Origin of the sequence: Constantimarinum furrinae (genome assembly GCF_014295415.1) — a bacterium.
GTDB classification, from domain to species: Bacteria; Bacteroidota; Bacteroidia; order Flavobacteriales; family Flavobacteriaceae; genus Constantimarinum; species Constantimarinum furrinae.
In genome coordinates this window covers 1751064-1777799 of sequence record NZ_CP052909.1, presented here as the reverse complement: position 1 = coordinate 1777799, position 26736 = coordinate 1751064, and the positions used below count along the sequence as shown (strand labels likewise).

Sequence of the window (26736 nt, the reverse complement as noted above, 5' to 3'; positions counted from 1 at the left end):
ATGGGACAATCATTATTTGAAATAGCAGAAAATCTGAGAGATGCTAATAAAAAAGTGCAATTAATCTATGCATTTAATGGTTCAGGAAAAACACGTTTGTCTCGTGAGTTCAAAGAATTGATAGTACCAAAAGACCCTGAAAGCGAAGATGACTCTGGGGTTAAAGTCCTTTACTATAATGCATTTACAGAAGATTTATTCTATTGGGATAATGATTTGGAAAATGATACTGACAGGAAGTTAAAAATCCAGTCTAATGGTTACACCAATTGGGTACTTGTTGAACAAGGTCAAGAACCTAATATAGCGAGCCATTTTCAACGCTATACTAATGATAAACTAACACCAAAGTTTAACGAAGGATTTTCAGAAATCCGTTTCTCATTTGAAACAGGTGATGATTCAGATTCTGAATTTGTAAAGATTTCTAAAGGAGAGGAAAGCTGTTTTATCTGGAGCGTTTTTTACAGTTTGTTGGAGCAAACTATTAGTGTTTTAAATGTTGCAGAAGAAGCTGAGCGAGAAACAGACCAATTCAACGACTTACAATACGTATTTATTGACGACCCTGTAAGTTCATTAGATGACACTCACTTAATTGAGTTAGCCGTAGATATTGCTACGTTAATCAAGTCCAGCACTTCTGAATTGAAGTTCATAATCACTACCCACAATCCATTATTCTACAATGTGCTTTTCAATGAATTTAGTAGAGTTAAGAAAACAAAGAAATGGCGTTTAGAAAAATTATTTGACGGCTCTTTTTCTCTTGTAGAACAACCAAAAGACTCTCCTTTCTCCTATCATCTATTTCTTTTATCTGAACTTGAAAAGGTGGTTGAATCGGGAGATATTCAAAAATATCACTTCAATTTTCTAAGAAATTTATTCGAAAAGACTTCCACTTTTCTAGGCTTCAACAACTGGGAAGAACTGTTACCCCAAGAATCAAGGCAAGCATATTATAATCGCATAATCAACCTATCTAGCCATTCAAAGCACAATGGTGAGGAAATTTCAATTATTGAAGAAAATGATAAGAGAGTATTGAGTTTCCTAGTAGGAGAAGTAAAAAGAATGTACGGTTTCAAATCCGCAGTTAACTAAGTATTAAAAAGAAAATGGGAACATATAAAACCATAGCGGAATCAAACAATTTCATTGTACTCGACAAATACACTAAGTACTCTGAGGTGAATGAAGCTCCTGCAAGTTATCAAACAGAATCAGCTCTTGAAAGAGAGTTTATACAAGACTTAGTCAATCAAGGGTATGAAAACCCAACAAACCTAAATACCCTTGAGGCAATGTTGTCTAATGTAAGAGTTCAGTTGCAAGCTCTTAATGACATGGAGTTTAAAGATGGAGAGTGGGCTCGATTTGTAGAAGAGTATTTAGATAAACCAGGAGATAACATTGTTGACAAGACAAGAAAAATACATGACAATTATATCTACGACTTTGTATTTGATGATGGTCATATCCAAAACATCTATTTGCTTGATAAGAAAAACATAGTTCGAAATAAAGTTCAGGTAATCTCTCAATTTGAGCAGACAGGAACTCATGCCAATCGCTATGACGTTACCATATTGGTGAATGGCTTGCCATTGGTTCAAGTAGAACTAAAAAAGCGTGGAGTTGCCATCCGTGAGGCTTTTAATCAAGTACATCGCTACAGCAAAGAAAGCTTCAATAGTGAAAACTCTCTTTTTAAATACTTACAGGTATTTGTCATTTCAAATGGCACGGACAGCCGCTATTTTGCCAATACGGTGAAACGAGATAAAAACAGCTTTGACTTTACCATGAACTGGGCTAAAGCTGATAACTCTTTGATAAAAGATTTAAAGGATTTCACCCTCACCTTCTTTGAAAAGCGAACGCTACTAAATGTATTGGTAAATTATTCAGTATTTGATGTAAGTGATACGCTTCTTATCATGAGACCGTATCAAATAGCAGCTACAGAGAGAATTTTATGGAAAATAGAAAGCTCGTATAATGCTAAGAAATGGTCAACAAATGAAAGTGGTGGCTTCATTTGGCATACCACTGGTTCGGGTAAAACTCTTACCAGTTTTAAAGCAGCAAGACTCGCTACACAGCTTGACTTTATTGATAAAGTATTCTTTGTAGTTGACCGTAAGGATTTGGATTTTCAAACCATGAAAGAGTATCAGCGATTCTCTCCTGATAGTGTAAACGGTTCAGAGAGTACAGCAGGTTTAAAACGGAATATTGATAAAGAGGATAATAAAATCATAGTCACAACAATTCAGAAATTGAACAATCTGATGAAAAGTGAAAGTGATTTGGCTATCTATCAAAAACAGGTAGTATTCATCTTTGATGAAGCACACCGTTCACAATTTGGAGAGGCTCAAAAGAATCTTCAAAAAAAGTTCAAAAAGTATTTTCAATTTGGCTTTACTGGTACACCCATTTTCCCTCAAAATGCATTGGGTTCTGAAACCACAGCAAGCGTTTTTGGACGAGAATTACACTCTTATGTAATTACAGATGCCATTAGAGACGAGAAAGTTCTCAAATTCAAAGTAGACTATAATGATGTCCGTCCTCAGTTCAAAGGAATTGAGACAGAAATTGACGAGAAAAAACTAAGTGCAGCAGAAAACAAAAAAGCTCTGCTCCACCCTGTTCGTATTAAAGAAATATCACAATACATCTTACAGAATTTCAGACAAAAAACACATAGAACAAAAGGAGGAAATACTGGATTCAATGCCATGTTTGCCGTTAGCAGCGTTGATGCAGCAAAGTGCTATTATGACGAACTAAACAACTTGCAAAAGGAAAGTGAAAAGCCTTTAAAAATAGCCACGATTTTTTCATATGCAGCCAACGAAGAACAAAACGCTATTGGAGAAATTGTTGACGAAACTTTTGAGCCTTCAGCAATGGATCAAAGCGCAAAAGAGTTCTTAAACAAAGCTATCAATGACTACAACACCATGTTTAAAACCAGTTATGGCGTTGAAAGTAAAGAGTTTCAAAACTATTACCGTGACCTTGCTAAAAGAGTAAAAAGCAAGGAGGTTGACCTAATTATTGTAGTCGGAATGTTCTTAACGGGTTTTGATGCACCCACATTAAACACATTATTCGTTGACAAAAACCTACGCTATCATGGTTTAATGCAAGCCTTCTCACGCACCAATCGAATCTATGACGCTACTAAAACATTCGGTAACATAATTACCTTCCGTGACTTAGAGAAAGCGACTGTTGATGCCATTACGCTGTTTGGAGACAGTAGCACCAAGAATGTAGTCTTAGAAAAAAGCTATAAAGAATATTTAGAGGGCTTCACAGACATTGCAACAGGAGAAGCAAGAAGAGGATACATTGAAGTAGTAAATGAGCTAAATGCAAAGTTTCCTAACCCAGATGAAATAGCTACAGAGAAAGACAAAAAGGATTTTGCTAAGCTCTTTGGCGAGTACTTACGAGTTGAAAATATACTCCAGAACTATGATGAGTTCACCAACTTAAAAGATTTACAATCAGTCGATTTAAACGACCCAGAATCTGTTGAAGAATTCAAAGAATCTCACTTTGTAACAGATGAAGACATTGCAGCAATGCAAGGAATTGAATTGCCAGCACAACGTACCATTCAAGATTATCGCTCTACATATAATGATATTCGAGATTGGTTAAGAAGAGAGAAAAGTGGCAAGGAAGCCGAAGAATCAACAATTGATTGGGATGATGTAGTCTTTGAAGTTGACTTGCTTAAATCGCAAGAGATAAACCTTGATTACATTCTGGAACTAATCTTTGAACACAACAAGAAAACTAAGGACAAAGCCTCATTAATTGAAGAAATACGAAGAGTTATTCGTGCAAGTATCGGAAACAGAGCCAAGGAAAGTTTGGTGGTGGATTTCATCAATGAAACCGAACTTGATTCAATTCAGGATAAAGCGAGCATTATTGATGCTTTCTTCTCCTATGCACAAAGGAAACAAAAAGCAGAGGCAACCGAACTAATTACAGAAGAAAATCTAAATATCGAAGAAGCAAAAAGATACATTTCGGCTTCTTTAAGACGGGAATATGCAAGCGAGAACGGAACTGAACTGAATGCACTTTTACCAAAGATGAGTCCTTTAAATCCTCAGTATCTGACGAAAAAACAAAGTGTATTTCAAAAGATTTCTTCGTTTGTAGACAAATTTAAAGGTGTTGGAGGACAGATATGAATCCCGACCCAAAGCACACACATTGCCAAGTCGCACAAGCCGACCCGCAATTCAAAACTTGGCAAAGAGTGTGCTTTTCCAACCCAAGAAAAGAGAAATTTTAAAAAATGCCCCACCGCACAGGAGGACATTGAAAATGAAGACTAAAACGAAAAGAAAAATAAAGCACGAACGCACAACAATGGCTATACGTAATGCGGGGGAAAGTGCTGATATGAAAGTAATTACATTAAATAAACTTTACGGTAGGCGGACAGTGAAGTGCCTTGAAATCCCGCACTACGCATAGCCGAGACCGTTACCCACAAGCTAAGAACCATCCGCACATTTTAGCACTTTCGGTTTTTTCCGACACACAAATCCAACGTTATAAAAACCAAAAAAGCTAAAATTTTCTCAACATTCGAAAATTATGTATTTAAGTATTTGCTTTAATAATAAATAAATGTAATTTTGTTTTATGGAAAATAATTCTTGCATTAGACAACAAGCCGATATTGAACAAATAAATCGTTGCAAAGACACAGTTTCGGAATTAAACGAGTCTTTCAACTATTTGGCAAATGGACTTTCATTGGTCGGAAATAGCGTAAGACTGAAAATACTCTACCTACTTTTTGAGGAAAAAAGACTTTGCGTTTGTGATTTGAGCGACATTCTTGGCATGAACATTTCTGCTATTTCTCAACACTTGAGAAAAATGAAAGATCGCAATCTATTGGAAACCGAGAGAGAAGCTCAAACGATATTTTACTCCCTTACTTCTGAATACGAAAAATTGCTAAACCCATTCTTTGAGATACTTGATAAAAACAAAATTTTAAAAGTGGTATGAAAAGTGAAAACAAATTAATAGGTGCAAGTTTGCTAACTGCAATTACAGCTTCATTATGCTGCATTACGCCTGTTTTGGCTCTAATCGCAGGAACGAGCGGAATTGCTTCAACATTTTCTTGGATTGAACCTTTTAGACCATACCTGATTGGACTTACAATTTTAGTTCTTGGTTTTGCTTGGTATCAAAAACTAAAACCGCAAAAAGAAGTCGATTGCGAATGTGAGACAGACGAAAAACCAAAATTTATTCAATCAAAAAAGTTTTTAGGAATCGTAACTGTATTTGCAATTGTAATGTTGGCTTTCCCTTACTATTCGGAAATTTTTTACCCGAAAACTGAAAAACAAATAATCATAGTTGACAAATCGGACTTAAAAACAACTGAATTCAAAATCAGCGGAATGACTTGTGCCGGTTGCGAAGAACACGTAAATCACGAAGTAAATAAACTCAACGGAATCGTTAGCTCAAAGGCATCCTACGAAAATGGAAATGCAATTGTTGAATTTGACAAAACCAAGACCAACGAAACGGAAATCGAGAAAGCGATTAACGCAACAGGTTATAAAGTAACTGGCATAAAAGAAAACTAATGGAAGTCCAATTAAAATCAGAAATAACTTGTCCAAACTGCGGACATAAAAAAGTAGAAGAAATGCCGACAGAATCCTGTCAATTCTTTTACGAATGTGAGAACTGTAAAGAAGTAATACGACCTAACGAAGGCGATTGTTGTGTCTATTGCAGTTTTGGCTCTGTAAAATGTCCTTCTATACAGAAAAAAGAAAGTTGTTGTTAATAAGCCAACGCTAAAAGTCATACACATTTGCAATTCGCACCAGCCAAACCACAGCCAAAAATTGCAAAAGAGTATGCCTTTTCCAGCGCTGAAAACCAGACTGAACCGAATAAAGCCAGTGGGTAACAACGTATATAATTCATGGCTACGCCAGTGCTTAATCGAATTGTTTTTCCTACACAAAATTCACTACCTTCATATCTGATAAAAACGATCGAAGCGGCTCCAACGCACGCTGAATCGCATGCCCATCCTTCGCCGTTGGCTCCGGAGGGCTTCCCGCATCCCGCTGACGCAGGATTGCCTCACTCCGATTCAGCCGCTCCAAGTCGCCACAAATCATATACAATACCGTTGCCACCAATTTGAGAAATGAATAGAAAAATTAAAAACTTCCTTATTGCGATTGGAATTCCAGTCATCTATGCTATTCTCGTCCGTATTATATTCGGATTAAAATTGAAAACTTGGGATGACTTTTTTCAGGTTATGTCGGTAACATTTTTGTTCCTACTTCCAACAATAATTGGAGCCTTAACAGTGTATTTATCAAGCCAAGAAAAAGCCAAAAGAATTACATACAGAATATTTACACCTTGGATTCCTGTTTTTCTGTTCTTGATTCTGACTTTAGCTTGGGGAATTGAAGGGTGGGCTTGCTGGTTAATGATTTTACCAGTTTTTTTACTAACAGCATCAATTGGAGGAATATTTGGTGGATACTTAAAAACTCATAGAAGAAACGACCGACTAAATATTTCAATATTAGTTTTACTACCATTCTTAATTGGGCCAATTGAAAGCCTGATAGAAACAATTCCAGGAACTTATAAGGCATATACCTACATAGATATAAATGCGCCAACCGAAAAAATTTGGGACAACGTAACCCGTGTAAAGGAAATTCCAGTTGAACAGGACAAAGGATATTTAACAAGAATGTTAGGCTTTCCAAGACCAATAAAAGCAGAATTGAACTTTGAAGGAGTTGGAGCGTATAGAGAAGCTATTTTCACAAAAGGACTTGTTTTTCACGAAACTGTAACGGAATATAAAGACAATGAAAAAATGGTTTTCACAATAAAAGCATATCCACATGAAATTCCATCAACCACTTTGGATGAACACGTTGTTATCGGAGGAGATTATTTTGATGTTTTGAATGGAACTTACGAACTTGAAAAATTACCAAATGGTCTGAATCGTTTACATTTATATAGCCATTTCAAAATGAATACGACTTTTAATTTTTATGCAGGTTGGTGGGGAAAATGGATAATGAAAGATATTCAAAACAACATTTTACAAGTGGAGAAAAAAAGGTCTGAAAATGAATAAAAAACTGGTGGCAACAATGCCTATCGCTCATTGTTTGGTCAGTAACTAAATTATTATCCCTACTTTTAATTCAAAATAATAGGTTCCGATAAAACTCGTTACGCGGCTCGGCCGATACTGCTGATTCTAACGTCACGCCAAGGCGTGACTTCCACCCTGCCCTTCGGGTCAGGTTTGGCACAGCCAACGCAGTGCCGCCACCCACAACAAGCGATAGCCCGGACCGTTAGCGCCAATATGAAATATCTCTCATTTATCCTTTGTATACTTTTTACAATTGTGTCAAATGGCCAAGAAAAAAGGTCACCTACAATAATTGTACTTAACTCGCAAGAAACTATTATAGCACAAGAGCTTGATTCAATTACACAAACATATGTAACCAAAAAACTTGATGCACAGGGTAAAAAAAGAATTCGTGAAGAAAACGGAAAGAAATTTAAATTCAAAGCACAAAAAGAAATTGACTTTCTTCAGAATACTGACATTTCCTCAAATATTAGTTTTGGACTTAACTATTGGTTAAGCTTCAAATTCTTTGAATATTTTGAAAACATGCTAATTTATCCAGCAAAGGAAAGCAATGATTCAGGAATCCGTACTTTAGAAGCAATTGCAGACAAACATGATGTCAACTGGGTAATCAATATAAAAAGGGTTGAATTCTATGTAGAAAATGGTGAAAAGAAGGCCAAAGTTGACTTTCAATTGTACAACCAAAAGTTTAATGAAATTGTAATTGAAGATCAAATTACAGCTGGCGATAAAAATCCTGGTTTTGAATTTGCATGTGAAAATGAAACCTTAAGTTGCGTGATCAACAACTCAATAAGTAAAATGTCTGTTCCTATTCTTTATTTCATAGGTCAAAACAGAAATTACTGGCGCTAACAACGGCTATCGCTAATTGCTACTGTTGAGTAAATTGATTCGCTTTCCTTCAAAAGTATTATCTTAACTACCGAAAAAACAAACAAACGGCGCATCCGATGCAGCTGAATCGCACGCTTCGCAGCGCGAAGCTTCCCACAAACGCTAGCGCGTTTTGTTGGCACGCCATTTCAGCGCCGCAGACCGCACCAAGCGATAGCCAGGACCGTTATGCATCAAATGAGGAAATTTTTACTTATAATATTACTTATTTTCATTTATAATAAGGGGAAAAGTCAAGATTTACAGCTTTTTGAAAATACTTGGTATCTACAAAATTTGATTATAAATGGTAGTAACAATATACCCCCGTCTAATACGGAAGTTCCCCATATCACTGTAAATTTTAATCAACCAGATGGGTTTGAAACTTTCACTTGTGATCTTTTAGACGGAATCTTAATTCATAATAATTCAGAGTTTTTAATAGATAGCTGGGCAATGACATTGTTTAATTGTATCAATCCGATAAATAAAAATTTTCAAATTATTTATTTAGATGATTTTTTTGTTAGCAATATAGATGATCCTTTCGGCTATGAAATTATTAATGAATCTAATGGAAGTAAAACCCTCATTATAGTAAATGTTCAAGGCGATCAAGCATTTTACAACACTGAACTATTGTCCATTAAGGATATAAGTTTTGACACTTTTTCAATATTTCCCAATCCAACTTCAAACGAAGTCATTGTGCAATCATTACAAGGGTTAAATATTGAAAGCCTACAAATTGTAGATGTTAATGGTAAATTACTTTTTTCAAGATCAACCATGAATTCTGATAAAACTTTAATAAATATTGAAAATCTAAAAAGTGGTCTTTATTTCATTATAATAGAAAATGAAAACCAAAAAAGGATTGCAAAAAAATTAGTTAAGAGTTAATAACCATTCGATGCATAACAACGCCTATCGCTAAGTGCTCGATCAGTAACAGAATTATTATTCTTACATTTAAATCAAATTAATAGGTTCTGATAAATCTTAGACGCGGCTCCTCCAATGCTGCTGAATCGCACGCTTCGCAGCGCGAAGCTTCCCACAAACGCTAGCGCGTTTTGTTGGCACGCCGACTCAGCGCCGCAGACCGCACCAAGCGATAGCCAGGACCGTTGTGAGTAATTTTGGAAAAAAACTATAAAAAATACTTGAAGTACGAGCGTGATACAAAATGCTCGGTTCAAAACTGCATAGATCCTGCGGAATATGAAGTTGTACTTTACGACTATTATGTACACAGTTCCGAGACATTTTATGAACAAGATTATACTTGTCCATTTTTATGTAAAAAACACATGGATGAAAATGAAGCTCAGGCCATAGGTGAACGTATCCCGAGGAATGGTGTTGTGTATCCATACACGAATAAGTACGTGGCTCAAGGATATTCAAAATATAATCCGATAAAAGAAGTTTATCCGCAATTTTTTGATTCAGGGGATATTGAAAATAAAGAACAACTTCAAATCGATTTAAATGAAATAAATGACGAGCTTATCAAATATTTGGGAAAACATCCTCAGTTTATGCGTGAGATGAATCCAAGAAAATTTGAGGAACTAATCGCTGCTATTCTTCATGACAAGGGCTATGAAGTGACTTTAACACCCAGTACAAAAGATGGAGGTAAAGATATCATAGCTGTATATAATTCCCCATTTGGACATCAAATGTTCATAGTAGAGTGTAAAAGATATAATCCTGAAAATAAAGTGGGAGTAGAATTGGTTCGCGGTTTATATGGCATTAAATCTGCTGAAAATTATAATCAGGCAATAATTGCAACTACATCAACATTTACCAAAGGAGCCATTGATTTTGTCAAACCACTAAAATTTCAATTAGAACTTAAGGATTTTGAAGATATAAAAGGTTGGATAAAAAACTATGGAAATTAAAACTACTCACAACAACGTATAATGCGTATGGCTCGTTGGGTAATGGTATTCGAGTTCTTACAAAAAAAGAGTAATTTAGATTCCGACAAAACTCGTACGCGGCTCCCCTTACTGCTGAATCGCACGCATCGCATAGCGATGCTGCCAACATTTGCTAACGCAAATTTTTGACACGCCGAGCCAGCCGCCAAACCGCCACACGAGCATTATACGAAACCGTTACCCAACATATTAAATGACACACACAAAATTCAACGAAATACTGTCAAAGGGAATCGCGACAGATACGTTTTTAGCTGATTTGAATTATAATGTGTATAGAAAGATATTTGATCGGGTAAATCATTCTAGACTGGAGAAAACTGAGCAAAAACTGTTCAATTATATTAGAATTAATGCAAAAGAAAATGCAATCTTATCAATAGCTAGAGTTTACGATTCCGAAAGTAAAAAATATAAAACAAGATGTATCGATGAGCTTATAAATAATAGCGTAGGTATTTCTATATCTTATCCATTTGAACTCTTCCCAAACAAGTGGGAGGAATTCGAATCAAAATATAAATTGATATTTGATAAAATGGAAGTCGATAAAATGGAGCCCCAAAATTATATCCGCCACTTCATCGCTTTTTATAGAAAATTTAAAACGTCTGACAGTTCTTTTCAACATCTTAAAAATTGGCGAGATAAAATTCTTGCTCATAATGAACCATTTGACAGTTCTGAATTGAATATTGATTTTGAAGAAATTGAGTTTCTGATACTAATTCCAAAATCAATCATTGAATATGCTAGCACTTTTATGGATACCGAAAACTCGATTATTATGTTTGACGGCAGATCAGATTCTTACTTTATTGATGACTTAATTAGTAAATACGTTGGGTAACAACGGCTATCATTCAGCGGTACTTGTGGGTCAATTTTATTATTTATCTTACAATTCAAAATATAGGTTCTGATAAATCTCAGAGGCGGCTCATCTGATGCGGCTGAATCGCACGCTTCGCAGGCGAAGCTTCCACCCACGCCACCGGCGTGGTTTGGCACAGCCCGCGCACGCCGCCAGCCCCGCCGAAAAGATAGCCAGGACCGTTACCAGCAATTAGAAAAAACCAAATGGCGAGAAAATTCCATATAAGAAGCGAATTATCTGAAAAACAAGTAGAAGCTGATGTAGCTACATATTTTGGATGGATTTCGCCGCCCTATAATGCAATGCCATTCAGACTAATAGATGTGAATGAACAATTAACTGGAGCTGACAAGAGAGTTGATTTAATTGTTCCAATGTATTTGCAATTCAAAGTTTCTCACGGATTAACTGCAATTGACACAAAGTTTAATTTGAACTACTTATCTAATAAACCGCATCAACGAATTAGAAAATTTAGAAAAGAAAAGCAATTAAATGATAATCCAACTCTATTTTTTAAACTAAGAGAGATGGCTGATAATGCAGAAGATTATCAACACAACATTTTATTAAAGCTTAACGGACAAGAAAATGTTTCTGCATTTTATGTCGCACCATTAGATTTAAAAAAAGATAGTTATGTTAAGAATCTATTTAATTCGATGTATAGATTTCGTTATCATCCATTCGATTTTGGAGTAAATAGTATTTATCAAAGGAATTGGGTTTCTTATTTTGGATTTGTTCCTTTTTTACGAAGCCACGTTTCTATTTTTCCACACGAAAAAGTTAATACTGCAAGACACTATTATTCCTTTGACCAAAATGGTTCAGATATTGGATGGCACTCATCAGAATATTTTAGAGTAGTTTCTCGATTAAGTGATACGTTGACTAATATTTTCGATTCTGCATTTTATAATAAGCAAAGTTGGTTAAATCCCTATAGTTACATTGAAACTCTTGAAAGTGATTTTGGATTTTTAAATAATAACAATAACATAAATTCTGATTTGAATCCAATCGAACGAATACAAGATTTTGGTAGAGAATTATATAACAGGTATCATATAAAACAAGTTCTTTTGACGACAACTGTTGAAAAACTTACTAAATTGAACAATGGATAATAATAGCTGGTAACAACGGCTATTAAAAATTGCTCGGTTCGAGAAAAATTGATTGGCTTTCCTACAATTGTTGTAAATTACTTCCGATAAATTTAAACTAAGCAGCGCTCCTACCCTGCTGATTCGCACGCTTCGCTTCCAACATTTTGCTACCGCAAAATTTTTTCTGAGCCAGACGCGCTGCTAATCGCAACTATTAATAGCCAGGACCGTTATGTGCAAGCTGAAGAAAAGAGCATAAAAAATGAAATATAGTAAAGAAGATTTACTACAGATATTCATATCTCAATATAAATACCAAATTGAATTTGACCCTGAAGTTTTTGAAGGGATGGATCTAGATTTCGAGAGTACTATTTTCGATTTGCGTGTTGCCTGTGATTTAATGAATCCTAAAGATCTTGCGCGAGTTTATCATAAAAGTTTCAAAATTAATAGACCGCTTTTTGAAATTGAAAGTATTTTAATTGATGAACACAACAAAACGGTTTTTGATTTATGTGAATATATTTCTGACCATGCGAAAAGGGATAGTATTGAACCAATTAAATTATTGGGACAGAATTGTCAAACCGCATCAATATTTAGAACATTAAAACAAAATCTTACTGAAAAAGGAGCTGACACAACTGAATTAAAACCGAGTTCTGAAATCAATCCCTTTTTCCTAAAATATGGTGGATTATTGATTGATGAAGTTAATAGAATTGCGCCAGGAACAATGTCCGAATTTGAATATCAATCGCATAAATTATCTCGGATTGGACGAAATATTATGTTTATCGGAATTTTTGCGATGATTGCAATTTGGTGGATTTGGAGTTTTAATTGGTGGTTAACGATACCAATAATAATCGGAATTATAATATTCCAAATTGGAGATAAAAAACAACCTGAAAAATTAAATCTTGGTGGATTTCAAAACTTCCGAGAGTTGATTTACGGTATGGAAAATAAATTAAAAAAAGCCAGCACATAACAACGGCTATCTGCTTATTGCTCGATCAGTAACAGAATTATTATTCTTACATTTAAATCAAATTAATAGGTTCTGATAAAACTTAGAGGCGGCTCATCCAGTGCTGCTGAATCGCACGCTTCGCAGCGCGAAGCTTCCCACAAACGCTAGCGCGTTTTGTTGGCACGCTAATTCAGCGCCTCAAACCGCACCAAGCGATAGCCAGAACCGTTGGCAAACATTTATAAAATTCTGATGTGCTAAACAAATCAGTTCTACAAGAAAAGCTAAAAGAGTTCATTCACAACAATGAATCCCAATCTGATTTTAGCAAAAGGAGAATACATTATAATTCTACAATTAATATTACAAATGGATTATTAAGGACTTGGGATAAATCAAAATTTGAAGAATACGAAAAAAATTTATTGACATATTTCAGTTTAATTAAGGATCAAGAATTTCCTTTAGAAAAAGGACAATCCATATACAATTATCACGAATTTTTATTGCCTGTCGGTAGGTATTTAATAAGTAAAATGAATTTCATTTCAAAGGCAAACCTTAAGGTAGCAATTATTTTTGGACTTTTTTTAGACATCTTGTTTTACTTTTTATCCACAAAATTTGAGTTCCTTTACTTTCCACTGTTCACTCTAATCTTGACGATTATTTTTTTCTATAAACAAAGGTTAGCCATAAAGGAAGAGAGAATGTTTAGTATATTTTGGTAATTAACGTTTGCCAACAACGGCTATCATTCAGCGGTACCGCTGAACTAATTTAAAATTCATACATTTAAATCAACGAAATAGGTTCTGATAAATCTCAGAGGCGGCTCATCCGATGCAGCTGAATCGGACGCTTCGCAGGCGAAGCTTCCACCCACGCCACCGGCGTGGTTTGGCACAGCCCGCGCACGCCGCCAGCCCCGCCGAAAAGATAGCCAGGACCGTTATGCTTAATTAAGACACACATTCGATGAGTAAAGAAAATGTACTTCTAATACTTTGGATAATTTTTGGATTTGTTTTTATTGAAGCTTTTGACTCAGTTTTGGTGTTCTTCACACATTTAACATATTTCGGATTAACAGCTTCAGGAGTATCATTTAAAATTCAGACTTTCATAATACCGATACTAACACTAATATTGTACGTTATATCTACTGTCTTGATTTTAAAAAAGATTAAAACAAGTTCCGGCTCCGATGGAATTTACTTAGCTGACTTTCCAAAGAAAACATTCACAATTTTAGTAATTATTGCAATATTTCTGAGTCCCATTACGAACAAGCTGTCAGGTTTATTTGCCGAGAATAGCGACGCTATTCAAAATTCCGATGCAGTGGATTTCATTTCGTTCTATGGCTGGATGACATTAGGAATAAATATGTCCAAGTGGATTATAATGGTTGCTCTGATTTTTATGTTTCGAAATAAGTACAATCTTAAAGATAAGATTAACTAAGCATAACAACGGCTATCTGCTAAGTGCTCCAGTTGAGTAAATTGATTCGCTTTCCTGCAAAAGTATTATCTTAACTTCCGAAAAAACAAACCAACGGCGCATCCGGTGCTGCTGATTCGCACGCTTCGCAGAGCGAAGCTTCCCACAAACGCTAACGCGTTTTGTTGGCTCGCCAATTCAGCGCCGCAGACCGCACCAAGCGATAGCCAGGACCGTTATGTGTAAGTTGAAAATCATCCCAAATTGAATAATGAGAGCCAGTTTTAAATACTTTTTGTTTTGTTTACTTTTTTGCTCATTTCAAAGTTGTTTAGACTTAAGAAATTGCGCAGAAAAAGTGGAAGGAAAATATTATTGTGAAAACATTTCGGGAGCTGAAAATTATCTAAAATTAAATGCTGACGGAACTTTTTCTCATAGTTTTAAATCAAATAATATTGAATTAGTTGATTCAGGAACTTGGCAAATAAGTGCAAAATCAAATTGCATCATTGAATTCAGTAATTGGAAAACTTTTAATCTTGATGGAACAGAATTTATTGAACTAGGAAATGGTCTGTTGTGGATTAGTGGAAATAAATTAGATATTGGACCAGACGGATCGTCACCAAGAAGTTTTATCAAATTAAATAACTAGACCAACCTACACATAACAACGCCTATCGCCAAGTGCTACTGTTGAGTAAATTGATTGGCTTTCCTTCAAAAGTATTATCTTAACTTCCGAAAAAATAAACAAACGGCGCATCCGATGCGGCTGAATCGCACGCTTCGCAGGGCGAAGCTTCCCACAAACGCTAGCGCGTTTTGTTGGCACGCCGATCCAGCGCCGCAGACCGCACCAAGCGATAGCCAGGACCGTTGTAGCACATTTAAGAAAACCCAATGGCAATAAACCAATTTCTAACATTTGTACTTCCAAAAAAGCCGATTGAAGAAAAATATGGCGGAATACCAAAACAGCTCGAAATTAAACTCGCTGAATGGGAAAAGTATTGGGAAAACTACGATATGGAATTGAACGATGAGCCAGAACCTGAATTTAAAGATGCGATTTCAACAAAATGGTGGAAAGGAATTGAAATTGATATTGTGGAATTGAGAAAGGATATTGACAAAATAATCACTCGTGCGGAATGGAATGGCGGAACGAGTTGGAAAACGGGAAAAGCGGAATTTGACCACGATTTGAGCATAGATTTTAATGACAAAGAAAATTACATTGAGGATTTTCGATTTCGGACGGACTTGACCGACTCAACTCTGATTTTTATAAAATCAATGTTGGATTTATGCGAGAAAAACGAATGGATTTTAATGGACGACAAAGGGAATTTGTGCGAGCCTAAAATTCAAAATTTAGTGGAATTAATCAAAGAATCACGAGCTCATTTGTTCATTACAAACCCAGACCAATTCTATGACACTTTAAAATAATAAACGTGCTACAACAACGCCTATCGCAAATTGCTAGAGTTGAGTAAACTGATTGGCTTTCCTTTAAAAGTATTATCTTAACTTCCGAAAAAACAAACAAACGGCTCCTCCGATACTGCTGAATCGCACGCTTCGCAGCGCGAAGCTTCCCACAAACGCTGCCGCGTTTTGTTGGCACGCCAATTCAGCGCCGCAGACCGCACCAAGCGATAGCCAGGACCGTTGTAATTAATTTTGAAAACAGAGACTTTAGATCAATTTTTACAAAACTTAACGGACAAGGAACTTTCATTTTTTTCAAAGTTCCGTCAAAAAGAGTTTATGCCTGCATCTCAGGAAAAAATTTCAGAAGAGCTACGAAAAAGGAATTTAACAAAGAGTAAAATAGTACAATTAACTCATCCGCAAGAAGTTGAAGATAATGAAAAATGTCCTAGATGTGGATCCAATAACTTTCAACAAATTAAGGACAATGAATTAAGAGCTACTAAATATGGTGGTTATGAAGTTGAAGTAAATTCTCAAAAGTGCCGTATTTGTTCATATAATGCACACAAGGATCAAGCATTAAATTGGAAGGTGTGGTTTAAACAGTTTTTTAGAAAATACTCTTGGACAAAACTTAAGTAACAAAACTAATTACAACAATGGCTATCGCAAAGTGCTACTGTGGGTCAATTTTATTATTTATCTTACAACTCAAAATTTTAGGTTCTGATAAAACTTAGAGGCGGCTCATCCAATGCCGCTGAATCGCACGCTTCGCAGCGCGAAGCTTCCCACAAACGCTAACGCGTTTTGTTGGTACACCAATTCAGCGCCGCAGACCGCACCAAGCGATAGCCAGGACCGTTGTGCACAAGCTAAAAAAATCTTGACAAAAGTTACCGTTTTGGTAACTTTTTACATATATTTGCGACAAATACATTAAATGTGAGAATTATTGCAAAACGAACTCTTAGAGAATTTTGGGAAATTCATGCCGATTGTGAGCAACAATTAAAATCATGGTATCGAGAAGCTGAAAGAGCTGAATGGAAAAATATTAATGAGTTAAAGTTAGAATATCCTAATGCAAGTATTCTTAGAGAAAATAGAATCGTATTTAATATTAAAGGCAATAATTATAGACTGATTGTAAAATTCAATTTTGACTTTCAAATAGGATGGATTCGATTTGTTGGAACCCATGCAGAATATGACAAAATTGACGCAAATACCATTTGATATGAAAATTTCACCTATAAGAAATGAAAAAGACTACCAAGCAGCATTGGATAGATTAGAATTGATATTTGATGCTAAGCAAGGAACTCCTGAAGGAGATGAACTAGAAATACTTTCAATTTTAATTGATAGATATGAAAATGAACATTTTCCTATTGAAATGCCAGATCCAATAGAGGCTATAAAATTCAGAATGGATCAAATGGGAATGAAGCAAAAAGACTTAGCGGATATTGTTGGTTTTAAGAGTAGGGTTAGTGAAATTTTAAATGGAAAAAGAAAACTTACTCTTAGCATGATTCGAAGTTTAAATAAAACTCTTCGAATTCCAACAGAAGTATTAGTGCAAGATTATTAATCCAACTAGCCAGTGCACAACAACGTATAATGCGTATGGCTTATTCAGTGGTTAATTTAAATTGATTTCCCACAATTTACTATCTTCACTTCTGACTAAACTCGAACGCGGCTATCCCCTACTGCTGAATCGCACGCATCGCATAGCGATGCTGCCAACATTTGCTATCGCAAATTTTTGACACGCCGAACCAGCCGCCAGACCGCCACACGAGCATTATACGAAACCGTTGTGCACAAGCTGACAAAAAGAAAGAAATGAGTTGGAAAATTACAATAAAATCAAATTCTAAATTCACTCTTAAAAACGGGTTTGAAATATTGAAAATGGAGGATAGAGGAATGTTTAAATCCTGCCAATTGAAATATGGAGCAATTTTGGAGTTGATTTATTTCTATGAAAAAGGACCAATATTTGCTGAATTAATTTACGACAAAAAACGTTTTGACTTAATTCATTTTGCGAATTACAAAAATAATAAACAGTCGATATACAAATTTCCTGATTTTTATTGGAAAAACGGAATAAACTCAGACGCTGAATACATAAGATATTTCGATTCAATATTGGAAAATGAATTGGACAATATTTTAGCTTGTTTATTTAAAATGGACGAAGAAAAATGGATTGAGTTTGAAAAATTTTATCAATCTGAAAATTTAAAATTAACAGGGCTATGAATAGAAAAGCCAGTGCACAACAACGGCTATCGCCAATTGTTTGTTCAATAACTAAATTATTATTCCTACTTTTAATTCAAAATAAAAGGTTCCGATAAATCTCGGTAGCGACACCTCCTGTACGGCTGATTCGCACGCAGCTTAAGCTGCTTCCCACAAAACCCTACCGGGTTTTTGACTCTCAGCCAACACAGTGTCGCCACCCACAACAAGCGATAGCCAGGACCGTTGTAGCACATTTAAGAAAACCCAATGGCAATAAACCAATTTCTAACATTTGTACTTCCAAAAAAGCCGATTGAAGAAAAATATGGCGGAATACCAAAACAGCTCGAAATTAAACTCGCTGAATGGGAAAAGTATTGGGAAAACTACGATATGGAATTGAACGATGAGCCAGAACCTGAATTTAAAGATGCGATTTCAACAAAATGGTGGAAAGGAATTGAAATTGATATTGTGGAATTGAGAAAGGATATTGACAAAATAATCACTCGTGCGGAATGGAATGGCGGAACGAGTTGGAAAACGGGAAAAGCGGAATTTGACCACGATTTGAGCATAGATTTTAATGACAAAGAAAATTACATTGAGGATTTTCGATTTCGGACGGACTTGACCGACTCAACTCTGATTTTTATAAAATCAATGTTGGATTTATGCGAGAAAAACGAATGGATTTTAATGGACGACAAAGGGAATTTGTGCGAGCCTAAAATTCAAAATTTAGTGGAATTAATCAAAGAATCACGAGCTCATTTGTTCATTACAAACCCAGACCAATTCTATGACACTTTAAAATAATAAACGTGCTACAACAACGCCTATCGCAAATTGCTAGAGTTGAGTAAACTGATTGGCTTTCCTTTAAAAGTATTATCTTAACTTCCGAAAAAACAAACAAACGGCTCCTCCGATACTGCTGAATCGCACGCTTCGCAGCGCGAAGCTTCCCACAAACGCTGCCGCGTTTTGTTGGCACGCCAATTCAGCGCCGCAGACCGCACCAAGCGATAGCCCGGACCGTTAGGCACAATTAGAAAATGAACAGATTAATAATATTCACCTTTTTGATTTTAGCAAGTTGCAATTTTTATGGACAAAAGAGTTTTGAGGGAATTGTAAAATTCTCAACTGAAATTACAACAACTGAATTAGCACCGGAAGGATTCAAAAATCATTTATACAATAAATACGGAGACAGTTTATTAATGTATTATTCCAGTAATGGAAACTTTCGTAGAGTTCATCTGAATAGTTCTGAATCCGGAGCTGATTCACAATATTATTTTGCTAATAAAGCAAAGTTATATTTTACGAATAAAAACAGTTCTCAAGTTGACTCGTTGGACGTTAAGGAAAATTCTCTAAAATTATTGAGCAAAGGAAAAATTGAAAATCAGAAAATATTAGATTTAGATTGTGAGTGTTATGAATTCAAAGCAACTAGTATATATAATCAAAATCTGACTTTGAATTATTGTTATAATATTGAAAGTCCAAAAATTAATCCTAAATTATATTCTGACCACAATGATTTTTTTCTGAATGAATACTATGAAATTGCTAAAAGACCATATTTGAAATTCTCCATCGAAACAGAAGTGTTCAAAATAATTTACTTGGCGACTGAATTGGCTGAGAAGGATATTGAAGGAGAAATATTTGAAATAAATTAACTGTGCCTAACAACGTATAACAACCATGGCTAGATATTAGTTAGGTTTATTATTTCTCGTACAAATTATCTATCTTAACTTCCGATAAATCACAGTAGGCGGCTTCCATTACGGCTGATTCGCACGTCACGCCAACGGCGTGACTTCCCACAAAATGCTACCGCATTTTTGTCTCTTGCCAATCGAGCCACCTAACCGCCACGGTGGTTATACAAAACCGTTACCCACAATATATAAAATTGAGTAAAACCATAAAATTTCTTAGTGAACTCGATGATTATGAATTGGCTTATTTTGCTAAATTCAAGTTAGATACCTATTTACCGGAAACTCAATACGAAATTAAACGATACTTAATCCAACGTAACTTAAATAACCACAGGATTGACGAACTGATTAAAGTCAATCCAAAAAAGAAGTCTACAAAAAATAGACTTAGATGTACAAGATGCTCGTCTGATAAAATTCGAGTAGAAAAAGTGGCTTGGACTGATACTTCAGATAAAATTGGTTATGCTGATGAAATTGCTGTTCTAGATGGCTTAGGTGGCAAGGAAACATTTCGTGAACAGATAATTTGTAATGTATGTGAATTCTGGATTAAAGATCCAAACAATGAAAAATCTAAAAAATCAATTTGGCATCATATTGGGGACTTCATTTTTACCCTTTTTTCGCACTAAGTAAAGATACTGTGGGTAACAACGGCTATCATTCAGCGGTACCGCTGAACTAATTTAAAATTCATACATTTAAATCAACAAAATAGGTTCTGATCAATCTCAGAGGCGGCTCATCCGATGCGGCTGAATCGCACGCTTCGCAGGCGAAGCTTCCACCCACGCCAACGGCGTGGTTTGGCACAGCCCGCGCTCGCCGCCAGCCCCGCCGAAAAGATAGCCAGGACCGTTAGCAATCATTAAATAGATAAAAAGAATAGAGAAATTGATGGGAGGAGGAGGAAGTATACAAGGATTCAATAATAGCCTTAAAGAAAATAGAAAACTTCTTAAAAAGACTAGGTTCTTCCCAGCAGAACGCTCATTTCTTAATAGAAAAAGAGAATATGTCAAACGAGCGGGTGGAGTTGAAAGTCTAAGAAATGCATCTAAAGAAGAACTTTTGGCTATTCGAAATTCTATTGTAGCAAAGAGAAAAAAAGACAGTCTAGTTACTATTGTACTATTTGTAATTCTGGCTTCTGTTGTAGCCTATTTTTCAGTCGATTATTTTAAAACTAATCCGAATTATGTTTCGGAAGAAGAAAGGCTGGAAATTAAGAATAACAACGAAAAGTATAATTTCTACATTTCAGATGGAGATTCATATTTGAACAAAGGTCAATGGCATAATGCAATTTTTCAGTACAATAAAGCACTCGAGATTTTTCCAAATAATTATGATGCTTTGTATAGATCAGTTTATGCACAAGTTTATAGGTGTAGAAATACCAAAGAGAATTGCGAAAGTGCAAAAAGTAATTTAGAACAACTACTAAACAAGTTTCCTGAAAAACAAGATCTTATTGAATTGGAGCAAGTATTGGTATTTGTCGATCCTATTTAACGCTAGCCAACAACGGCTATCGCAAAGTGCTAGAGTTGAGTAAACTGATTAGCTTTCCTTCAAAAGTATTATCTTAACTTCCGAAAAAACAAACAAACGGCTCCTCCGATGCCGCTGAATCGCACGCTTCGCAGCGCGAAGCTTCCCACAAACGCTACCGCGTTTTGTTGGCACGCCGACCCAGCGCCGCAGACCGCACCAAGCGATAGCCAGGACCGTTGGCAATAATTAAATGAAACTTAGAAAAACTTTATACTTCTTTCTACTTTGTTTGTTTAATTTTTCATGTGAATCAGTTGATAAAAAATCTGAATTCATTGGAATATGGGAATCAACAAATGATTTTACAGGAAAAACTGTCCTTAGCTTTTACAAAGACTCAATTATTACAGAGGGATTTGGCGGTGGATTTCGAACTTCGTCAGAGTGGTCAGTTGACAGTACGAAATTATATTTGAAGAATATTAGGCAATTTTATCCATATATAAATACTGATTCAGTTATAAAAATAAGTCTAGACTATGAATACAGATTAAACCCAACAAAGGATAGTTTAATGATTACGGTAGTTCAAGAAGACACAATTTATTCAGTTTCTTTCATTCAGGTTGATAAAAATCCCTTTGCTCAGACCAATCCATTTAATAATTAACTATTGCCAACAACGGCTATCAATCAGCGGTACTTGTGGGTCAATTTTATTATTTATCTTACAACTGAAAAATCTAGGTTCTGATAGATCTCAGAGGCGGCTCATCCGATGCTGCTGAATCGCACGCATCGCAGAGCGATGCTTCCACCCCGCCCTGACGGTTCGGGTTTGGCACAGCCCGCGCACGCCACCAGCCCCGCCGAAAAGATAGCCAGGACCGTTGCCCACAATTTGAGAAAGACAGTGCTAATATTGATAATTATGTTTCTGGGAATTAATACCTTTTCCCAAGAAGTAAAAGTAGACTCAACATTACGATTCGATTCTACCAATATTGTCATTAAAGACTTCGATAGTACTTATAGGGCTTATACTTCATTTGACAATCAAAAATCAGATTCTTTAATTGTGACTATTGGAAACCACGGATTAAGTGGTGTATTAGTTAAATTAAATTTTAATGAATATCCAAAACTTGAATTATTCCTTTGGTCTGACACTAATGAATTTAGTGGAAAAAATACAATGAAAATAGCCATTGATGAATATAGTTTAGAAATTAATTCAACAAAGTTCCAAAGAGGGGATACTATTATGGGTCGAATTAAGGGAAAGTCAGAAATTATATCAAACAGCTTTGGAAATTATCAAATTGAATTTCAAGGTCAATTTAGGCACATTGTTGGAAAAATATTAAAGAAAAGAGAAGCTGATCAAAACTATATTATTATTGATAATTGATCAAACAGTGGGCAACAACGGCTATCATTCAGCGGTACCGCTGAACTAATTTAAAATTCATACATTTAAATCAACGAAATAGGTTCTGATAAATCTCAGAGGCGGCTCATCCGATGCGGCTGAATCGCACGCTTCGCAGGCGAAGCTTCCACCCACGCCACCGGCGTGGTTTGGCACAGCCCGCGCACGCCGCCAGCCCCGCCGAAAAGATAGCCAGGACCGTTGTGGTGCATTTAATAAATGAAAAACTTAATTGAAATGTCTGCTAAACAAATAAAAGACCGTATTGAATTTTGGTTTTTAAATTATTTCAATAAAAGTAAGACAGATTTCAATGGAAGTGAAACATTCACATTGTTTGAACTTCTAAATAAGGAACTGCAATCTGATATCATAAAATTCCTTTGTCTAGAACAAAATGAAATTCCTGTCTTAGTTTTAAAAATATCTCAAACTGAATTTATAGTTAATACAACAAAAAAATTTGTTCGAATTGACACTGAATCAACTGAAATTATTAAGTACTCTGAATTTAAATTACATAATGGTTATAAATCTTTTGCGTTAGATAAAGAAGAAAAAATAATTAACAAGCACGATGGATATCATGCTGATTTCGGATTAGTTAAGAAAAATGGAGAAGTTGTATATTGGAAAATACCCACAGGATTTCCTGGGTATGGATTTTGGAACGTAACCAAAAAATGTGAATTGATAGGAAGAAAATTTAAACTGATCGAATAAAGAAACGCACCACAACAACGGCTATCTGCTAAGTGCTACTGCGGGTTAATTTTATTATTTATCTTACAACTCAAAATTTTAGGTTCTGATAAAACTTAGAGGCGGCTCATCCAGTGCTGCTGAATCGCACGCTTCGCAGCGCGAAGCTTCCCACAAACGCTAGCGCGTTTTGTTGGCACGCCAATTCAGCGCCTCAAACCGCACCAAGCGATAGCCAGGACCGTTGGCAAATATTATAATAAACTTCAAATTTTAAAACAAGAAAAATAATATCTTATTTATACTCTTTAGTATATTTTTTTCGATAATGGCACATTCTCAATGGATAAACATCCCCCTTGGTGAAACGGCAAATTTTCGGAATGTTGTTTTCATTAATGACCAAATTGGCTTTTGCTCAGCTTCCAAAACTTATAAAACTGTTGATGGTGGAAATCATTGGTCTCAAATTTCAGATATATGGATTGATCACTTGGATTTTTTTGATTCCAATATTGGTTTTGCTTCAGGAATTATAAGCCAAGAAGCTATATTGAGAACGACAGATGGAGGAATTACTTGGGAATCATGGGAATCAATGATACCACCATCAGGACCACCAATCAATCCATTTTTTAATGCCGTTGTTGCAATAAGTGAAAATAGAGCACTCTTCGCTGGACATGGAGGTTGGGTTTATGACATAACCTTTGAAACTAATGGCACTATTACCACAACACCGCTCAATCAAGCTACAAATTCTGCGTTAATCGATATGGTTCAAACCAATTCAACGACTTTACATATTATAAATTTTAGAGGTAAAATAATGAAATCTGTTGATAGTGGAAATACATGGACTACTACCAGACCAGGGAGTTCTTCTGACGATGCTTGGGATATGCACTTTATAGATGAAAATATCGGATATGTTATCATTAATGATGGTAATGGTCACGTTTTAAAAACTATTGATGGAGGTAATTCATATAACGAAATTTTTATATATACAAATGTCTCTTTTTTGAGCATAGATTTTTATGACGAAAATCATGGGTTTGTGGTTGGCAATAATGGTATTATACTTTTTACCAATGATGGTGGAATGAATTGGAACTCACAGAACTCAGGAACATCAACAACTGATCTCAATTCAATTAATATGGTTTCACCTACAAACGCTGTTATTGTCGGAGATAATGGTACAGTTTTAAGAAACTTCGGAGAACTCTCAATTAATGAACATCAATCTATTCCAAGTTTAAAGCTATTCCCGAACCCTTCAAATGATTTTATTGAGATTTCTGGAATATCCGAATCAGAAGAATTTAAAATTTATGATATAGTTGGTTACGAAATAATGAGTGGTAAGATTCATAATAATGAAAGAATAAATATTAAAAACTTAAACGACGGCTTGTATTTCCTAAGTATTAATAACAGGAAAACTGTAAAATTTTTAAAAAAATAACATTTGCCAACAATGTATAATGCGTATAGCTAGTTGGTCAAGAGAATTTTTATTCGCACATAAATTAAAAATTGTAACTTCCGAAAAAACTCGAACGCGGCTATCCCTACTGCTGAATCGCACGCATCGCAGAGCGATGCTTCCAACATTTGCTACCGCAAATTTTTGGCGCGCCGATTCAGCCGCCAGACCGCCACACGAGCATTATACGAAACCGTTGTGCGTCATGCTTAAATTCACCTTCCATTAGTCAAAATCAAATTAAAACATGAAAAAACTATTGACTTTATTACTTATCATAATGACTCTATTTTTTAGTGCTCAAGCGAATGCTCAAATTGAATCGAATAAAATCTTAATAGATAGTACTGGGTTCACATTGAATAATGAAAAAATAGAATTACCTATTGAGATAGAGAACTTAGAAAAACATTTTGGAGAACCAAACAGAATCATAAAGCTTAAAAATGATATTGCTGTTTGGGATAATATTGGAATTATTGGATATATGGAAAATAATAGCGATACTGTCAATGCGTTAAATATATCCTTAAAATTAGGAAAATTTGATTTTAGCCCTGAAAATGTATACAAAGGGGTGATAAAAATAGATTCTACATTAATATCAGATACCACTAGCTTCCAAGATCTAAAAAATAATCGGTTTATTGTCAATCCATATTCCGATCGGATATGGGATTTAGAAATTGGAAAACTTTTACTCATCAGCATGCTGGATGAAGACCTAAAAAGCTTAATAGAAATTATGATTGAAAATAATTAAATCTGAAACGGCACGATCGCACAACAACGGCTATCGCCAAGTGCTGCTGTTGAGTAAATTGATTCGCTTTCCTTCAAAAGTATTATCTTAACTTCCGAAAAAACAAACAAACGGCGCATCCGATACTGCTGAATCGCACGCTTCGCTGAGCGAAGCTTCCCACAAACGCTAGCGCGTTTTGTTGGCACGCCGACTCAGCGCCGCAGACCGCACCAAGCGATAGCCAGGACCGTTGGCAACAAGCTATGTCAATGACATGAATAAATTGGAAATCTCAGAATAGTATGAAAATTGAAAACGTATACGCTGGTATGATGACATCAGATATCGAGAAGGCATCAGAATGGTATGCAAAACTTTTCGACAGAAAATCGGACTATCATCCAATGGATAACCTTTATGAGTGGAATTTTCCCAACGGAGGAGTATTTCAATTGGTTCAAGATAATCATAGAGCAGGCAGTTCATCAATTACATTAATGGTTGACGATTTAGAAAAGGTTAAAAACGAACTTGAAGAAAAGAATATTAAAATAGAGCAACAAACAAAATCTGATGTAGCAAATACAGCTACAATTTTCGATCCGGAAAATAACCGAATTACATTTGCACAAAACAATCAAGGTCGAAAATAAAATGTAGAAAGCCAGTTGCCAACAACGGCTATCATTCAGCGGTACCTCTGAACTAATTTAAAATTCATACATTTAAATCAACAAAATAGGTTCTGATAAATCTCAGAAGCGGCTCATCCGATGCGGCTGAATCGCACGCTTCGCAGGCGAAGCTTCCACCCACGCCACTGGCGCGGTTTGGCACAGCCCGCGCACGCCGCCAGCCCCGCCGAAAAGATAGCCAGGACCGTTGGCAATAACCAAAAAAACTATCGTCCATCAGAAAAAAGAG

28 protein-coding genes are annotated in these 26736 nt (G+C 35.6%); all 28 read left to right on the top strand.

Annotation, left to right across the window (positions count from 1 at the left end; all coding sequences use genetic code 11):
- The 28 genes from ALE3EI_RS08130 (at window position 1) to ALE3EI_RS08000 (ending at window position 26465) form a co-directional block, all read left to right on the top strand.
- Entirely contained in the window at window positions 1-1107 is a 1107-nt protein-coding gene (locus ALE3EI_RS08130) for an AAA family ATPase (RefSeq protein WP_186987786.1), read from the top strand.
- 14 nt (window positions 1108-1121) lie between these two features.
- Window positions 1122-4229 carry an HsdR family type I site-specific deoxyribonuclease gene (locus ALE3EI_RS08125; RefSeq protein WP_186987785.1) on the top strand — a complete coding sequence of 1036 codons (3108 nt, stop codon included), beginning with the start codon at window positions 1122-1124 and terminating at the stop codon, window positions 4227-4229.
- Window positions 4230-4689: 460 nt separating this feature from the next.
- Window positions 4690-5064, top strand: a complete 375-nt coding sequence (locus ALE3EI_RS08120; RefSeq protein WP_186987784.1) for an ArsR/SmtB family transcription factor — start codon at window positions 4690-4692, stop codon at window positions 5062-5064.
- Entirely contained in the window at window positions 5061-5660 is a 600-nt protein-coding gene (gene merTP, locus ALE3EI_RS08115; protein ID WP_186987783.1) for a mercuric transport protein MerTP, read from the top strand. The genes ALE3EI_RS08120 and merTP overlap by 4 nt, the downstream gene beginning before the upstream one ends.
- On the top strand, window positions 5660-5866 hold the full coding sequence (locus ALE3EI_RS13730; protein WP_233279939.1) for a DpnI domain-containing protein: 207 nt from the start codon (window positions 5660-5662) through the stop codon (window positions 5864-5866). Before merTP ends, ALE3EI_RS13730 begins: the two co-directional genes overlap by 1 nt.
- A gap of 372 nt (window positions 5867-6238) precedes the next feature.
- Window positions 6239-7204: a hypothetical protein gene (locus ALE3EI_RS08110; protein WP_186987782.1), complete on the top strand. Its 966-nt coding sequence runs from the start codon at window positions 6239-6241 to the stop codon at window positions 7202-7204.
- Window positions 7205-7348: 144 nt separating this feature from the next.
- On the top strand, window positions 7349-8095 hold the full coding sequence (locus ALE3EI_RS08105) for a hypothetical protein (RefSeq protein ID WP_186987781.1): 747 nt from the start codon (window positions 7349-7351) through the stop codon (window positions 8093-8095).
- Window positions 8096-8314: 219 nt separating this feature from the next.
- A complete protein-coding gene (locus tag ALE3EI_RS08100; protein WP_186987780.1) occupies window positions 8315-9022 on the top strand; it encodes a T9SS type A sorting domain-containing protein in 708 nt (235 codons plus the stop codon).
- Between the two features lie 410 nt (window positions 9023-9432).
- Window positions 9433-10035 (top strand): restriction endonuclease, encoded by a 603-nt coding sequence (locus ALE3EI_RS08095; protein WP_186987779.1) that lies wholly within the window; start codon window positions 9433-9435, stop codon window positions 10033-10035.
- A 235-nt stretch (window positions 10036-10270) separates the two neighbouring features.
- Complete coding sequence (locus ALE3EI_RS08090; protein WP_186987778.1) at window positions 10271-10927, top strand: AbiU2 domain-containing protein; 657 nt, start codon at window positions 10271-10273, stop codon at window positions 10925-10927.
- A 230-nt stretch (window positions 10928-11157) separates the two neighbouring features.
- Window positions 11158-12084 carry a hypothetical protein gene (locus ALE3EI_RS08085; protein ID WP_186987777.1) on the top strand — a complete coding sequence of 309 codons (927 nt, stop codon included), beginning with the start codon at window positions 11158-11160 and terminating at the stop codon, window positions 12082-12084.
- 244 nt (window positions 12085-12328) lie between these two features.
- Window positions 12329-13063: a hypothetical protein gene (locus tag ALE3EI_RS08080; RefSeq protein WP_186987776.1), complete on the top strand. Its 735-nt coding sequence runs from the start codon at window positions 12329-12331 to the stop codon at window positions 13061-13063.
- 1699 nt (window positions 13064-14762) lie between these two features.
- Window positions 14763-15149: a hypothetical protein gene (locus ALE3EI_RS08075; RefSeq protein ID WP_186987775.1), complete on the top strand. Its 387-nt coding sequence runs from the start codon at window positions 14763-14765 to the stop codon at window positions 15147-15149.
- Window positions 15150-15397: 248 nt separating this feature from the next.
- On the top strand, window positions 15398-15949 hold the full coding sequence (locus ALE3EI_RS08070; protein ID WP_186987770.1) for a hypothetical protein: 552 nt from the start codon (window positions 15398-15400) through the stop codon (window positions 15947-15949).
- 234 nt (window positions 15950-16183) lie between these two features.
- The gene (locus tag ALE3EI_RS08065; RefSeq protein ID WP_186987774.1) at window positions 16184-16579 is read left to right on the top strand and encodes a hypothetical protein; all 396 of its coding nucleotides are present in this window, start codon (window positions 16184-16186) and stop codon (window positions 16577-16579) included.
- A 303-nt stretch (window positions 16580-16882) separates the two neighbouring features.
- Window positions 16883-17176, top strand: a complete 294-nt coding sequence (locus tag ALE3EI_RS08060; protein ID WP_186987773.1) for a type II toxin-antitoxin system HigB family toxin — start codon at window positions 16883-16885, stop codon at window positions 17174-17176.
- A 1-nt stretch (window position 17177) separates the two neighbouring features.
- The gene (locus ALE3EI_RS08055) at window positions 17178-17534 is read left to right on the top strand and encodes a helix-turn-helix domain-containing protein (protein ID WP_186987772.1); all 357 of its coding nucleotides are present in this window, start codon (window positions 17178-17180) and stop codon (window positions 17532-17534) included.
- Window positions 17535-17791: 257 nt separating this feature from the next.
- Window positions 17792-18214: a hypothetical protein gene (locus ALE3EI_RS08050; RefSeq protein ID WP_186987771.1), complete on the top strand. Its 423-nt coding sequence runs from the start codon at window positions 17792-17794 to the stop codon at window positions 18212-18214.
- Between the two features lie 252 nt (window positions 18215-18466).
- Window positions 18467-19018 carry a hypothetical protein gene (locus tag ALE3EI_RS08045; protein WP_186987770.1) on the top strand — a complete coding sequence of 184 codons (552 nt, stop codon included), beginning with the start codon at window positions 18467-18469 and terminating at the stop codon, window positions 19016-19018.
- A gap of 239 nt (window positions 19019-19257) precedes the next feature.
- On the top strand, window positions 19258-19893 hold the full coding sequence (locus tag ALE3EI_RS08040) for a hypothetical protein (RefSeq protein WP_186987769.1): 636 nt from the start codon (window positions 19258-19260) through the stop codon (window positions 19891-19893).
- 239 nt (window positions 19894-20132) lie between these two features.
- Window positions 20133-20576: a hypothetical protein gene (locus tag ALE3EI_RS08035; RefSeq protein WP_186987768.1), complete on the top strand. Its 444-nt coding sequence runs from the start codon at window positions 20133-20135 to the stop codon at window positions 20574-20576.
- A gap of 265 nt (window positions 20577-20841) precedes the next feature.
- A complete protein-coding gene (locus tag ALE3EI_RS08030) occupies window positions 20842-21459 on the top strand; it encodes a tetratricopeptide repeat protein (RefSeq protein WP_186987767.1) in 618 nt (205 codons plus the stop codon).
- Between the two features lie 232 nt (window positions 21460-21691).
- Window positions 21692-22111, top strand: a complete 420-nt coding sequence (locus ALE3EI_RS08025; protein ID WP_186987766.1) for a hypothetical protein — start codon at window positions 21692-21694, stop codon at window positions 22109-22111.
- A gap of 261 nt (window positions 22112-22372) precedes the next feature.
- The gene (locus ALE3EI_RS08020; protein WP_186987765.1) at window positions 22373-22852 is read left to right on the top strand and encodes a hypothetical protein; all 480 of its coding nucleotides are present in this window, start codon (window positions 22373-22375) and stop codon (window positions 22850-22852) included.
- 240 nt (window positions 22853-23092) lie between these two features.
- Entirely contained in the window at window positions 23093-23596 is a 504-nt protein-coding gene (locus ALE3EI_RS08015; protein ID WP_186987764.1) for a hypothetical protein, read from the top strand.
- 307 nt (window positions 23597-23903) lie between these two features.
- On the top strand, window positions 23904-25046 hold the full coding sequence (locus ALE3EI_RS08010; protein WP_186987763.1) for a YCF48-related protein: 1143 nt from the start codon (window positions 23904-23906) through the stop codon (window positions 25044-25046).
- Between the two features lie 268 nt (window positions 25047-25314).
- Window positions 25315-25830 carry a DUF7738 domain-containing protein gene (locus ALE3EI_RS08005; RefSeq protein WP_186987762.1) on the top strand — a complete coding sequence of 172 codons (516 nt, stop codon included), beginning with the start codon at window positions 25315-25317 and terminating at the stop codon, window positions 25828-25830.
- A 284-nt stretch (window positions 25831-26114) separates the two neighbouring features.
- Entirely contained in the window at window positions 26115-26465 is a 351-nt protein-coding gene (locus ALE3EI_RS08000; RefSeq protein ID WP_186987761.1) for a VOC family protein, read from the top strand.
- Window positions 26466-26736: the final 271 nt, after the last annotated feature.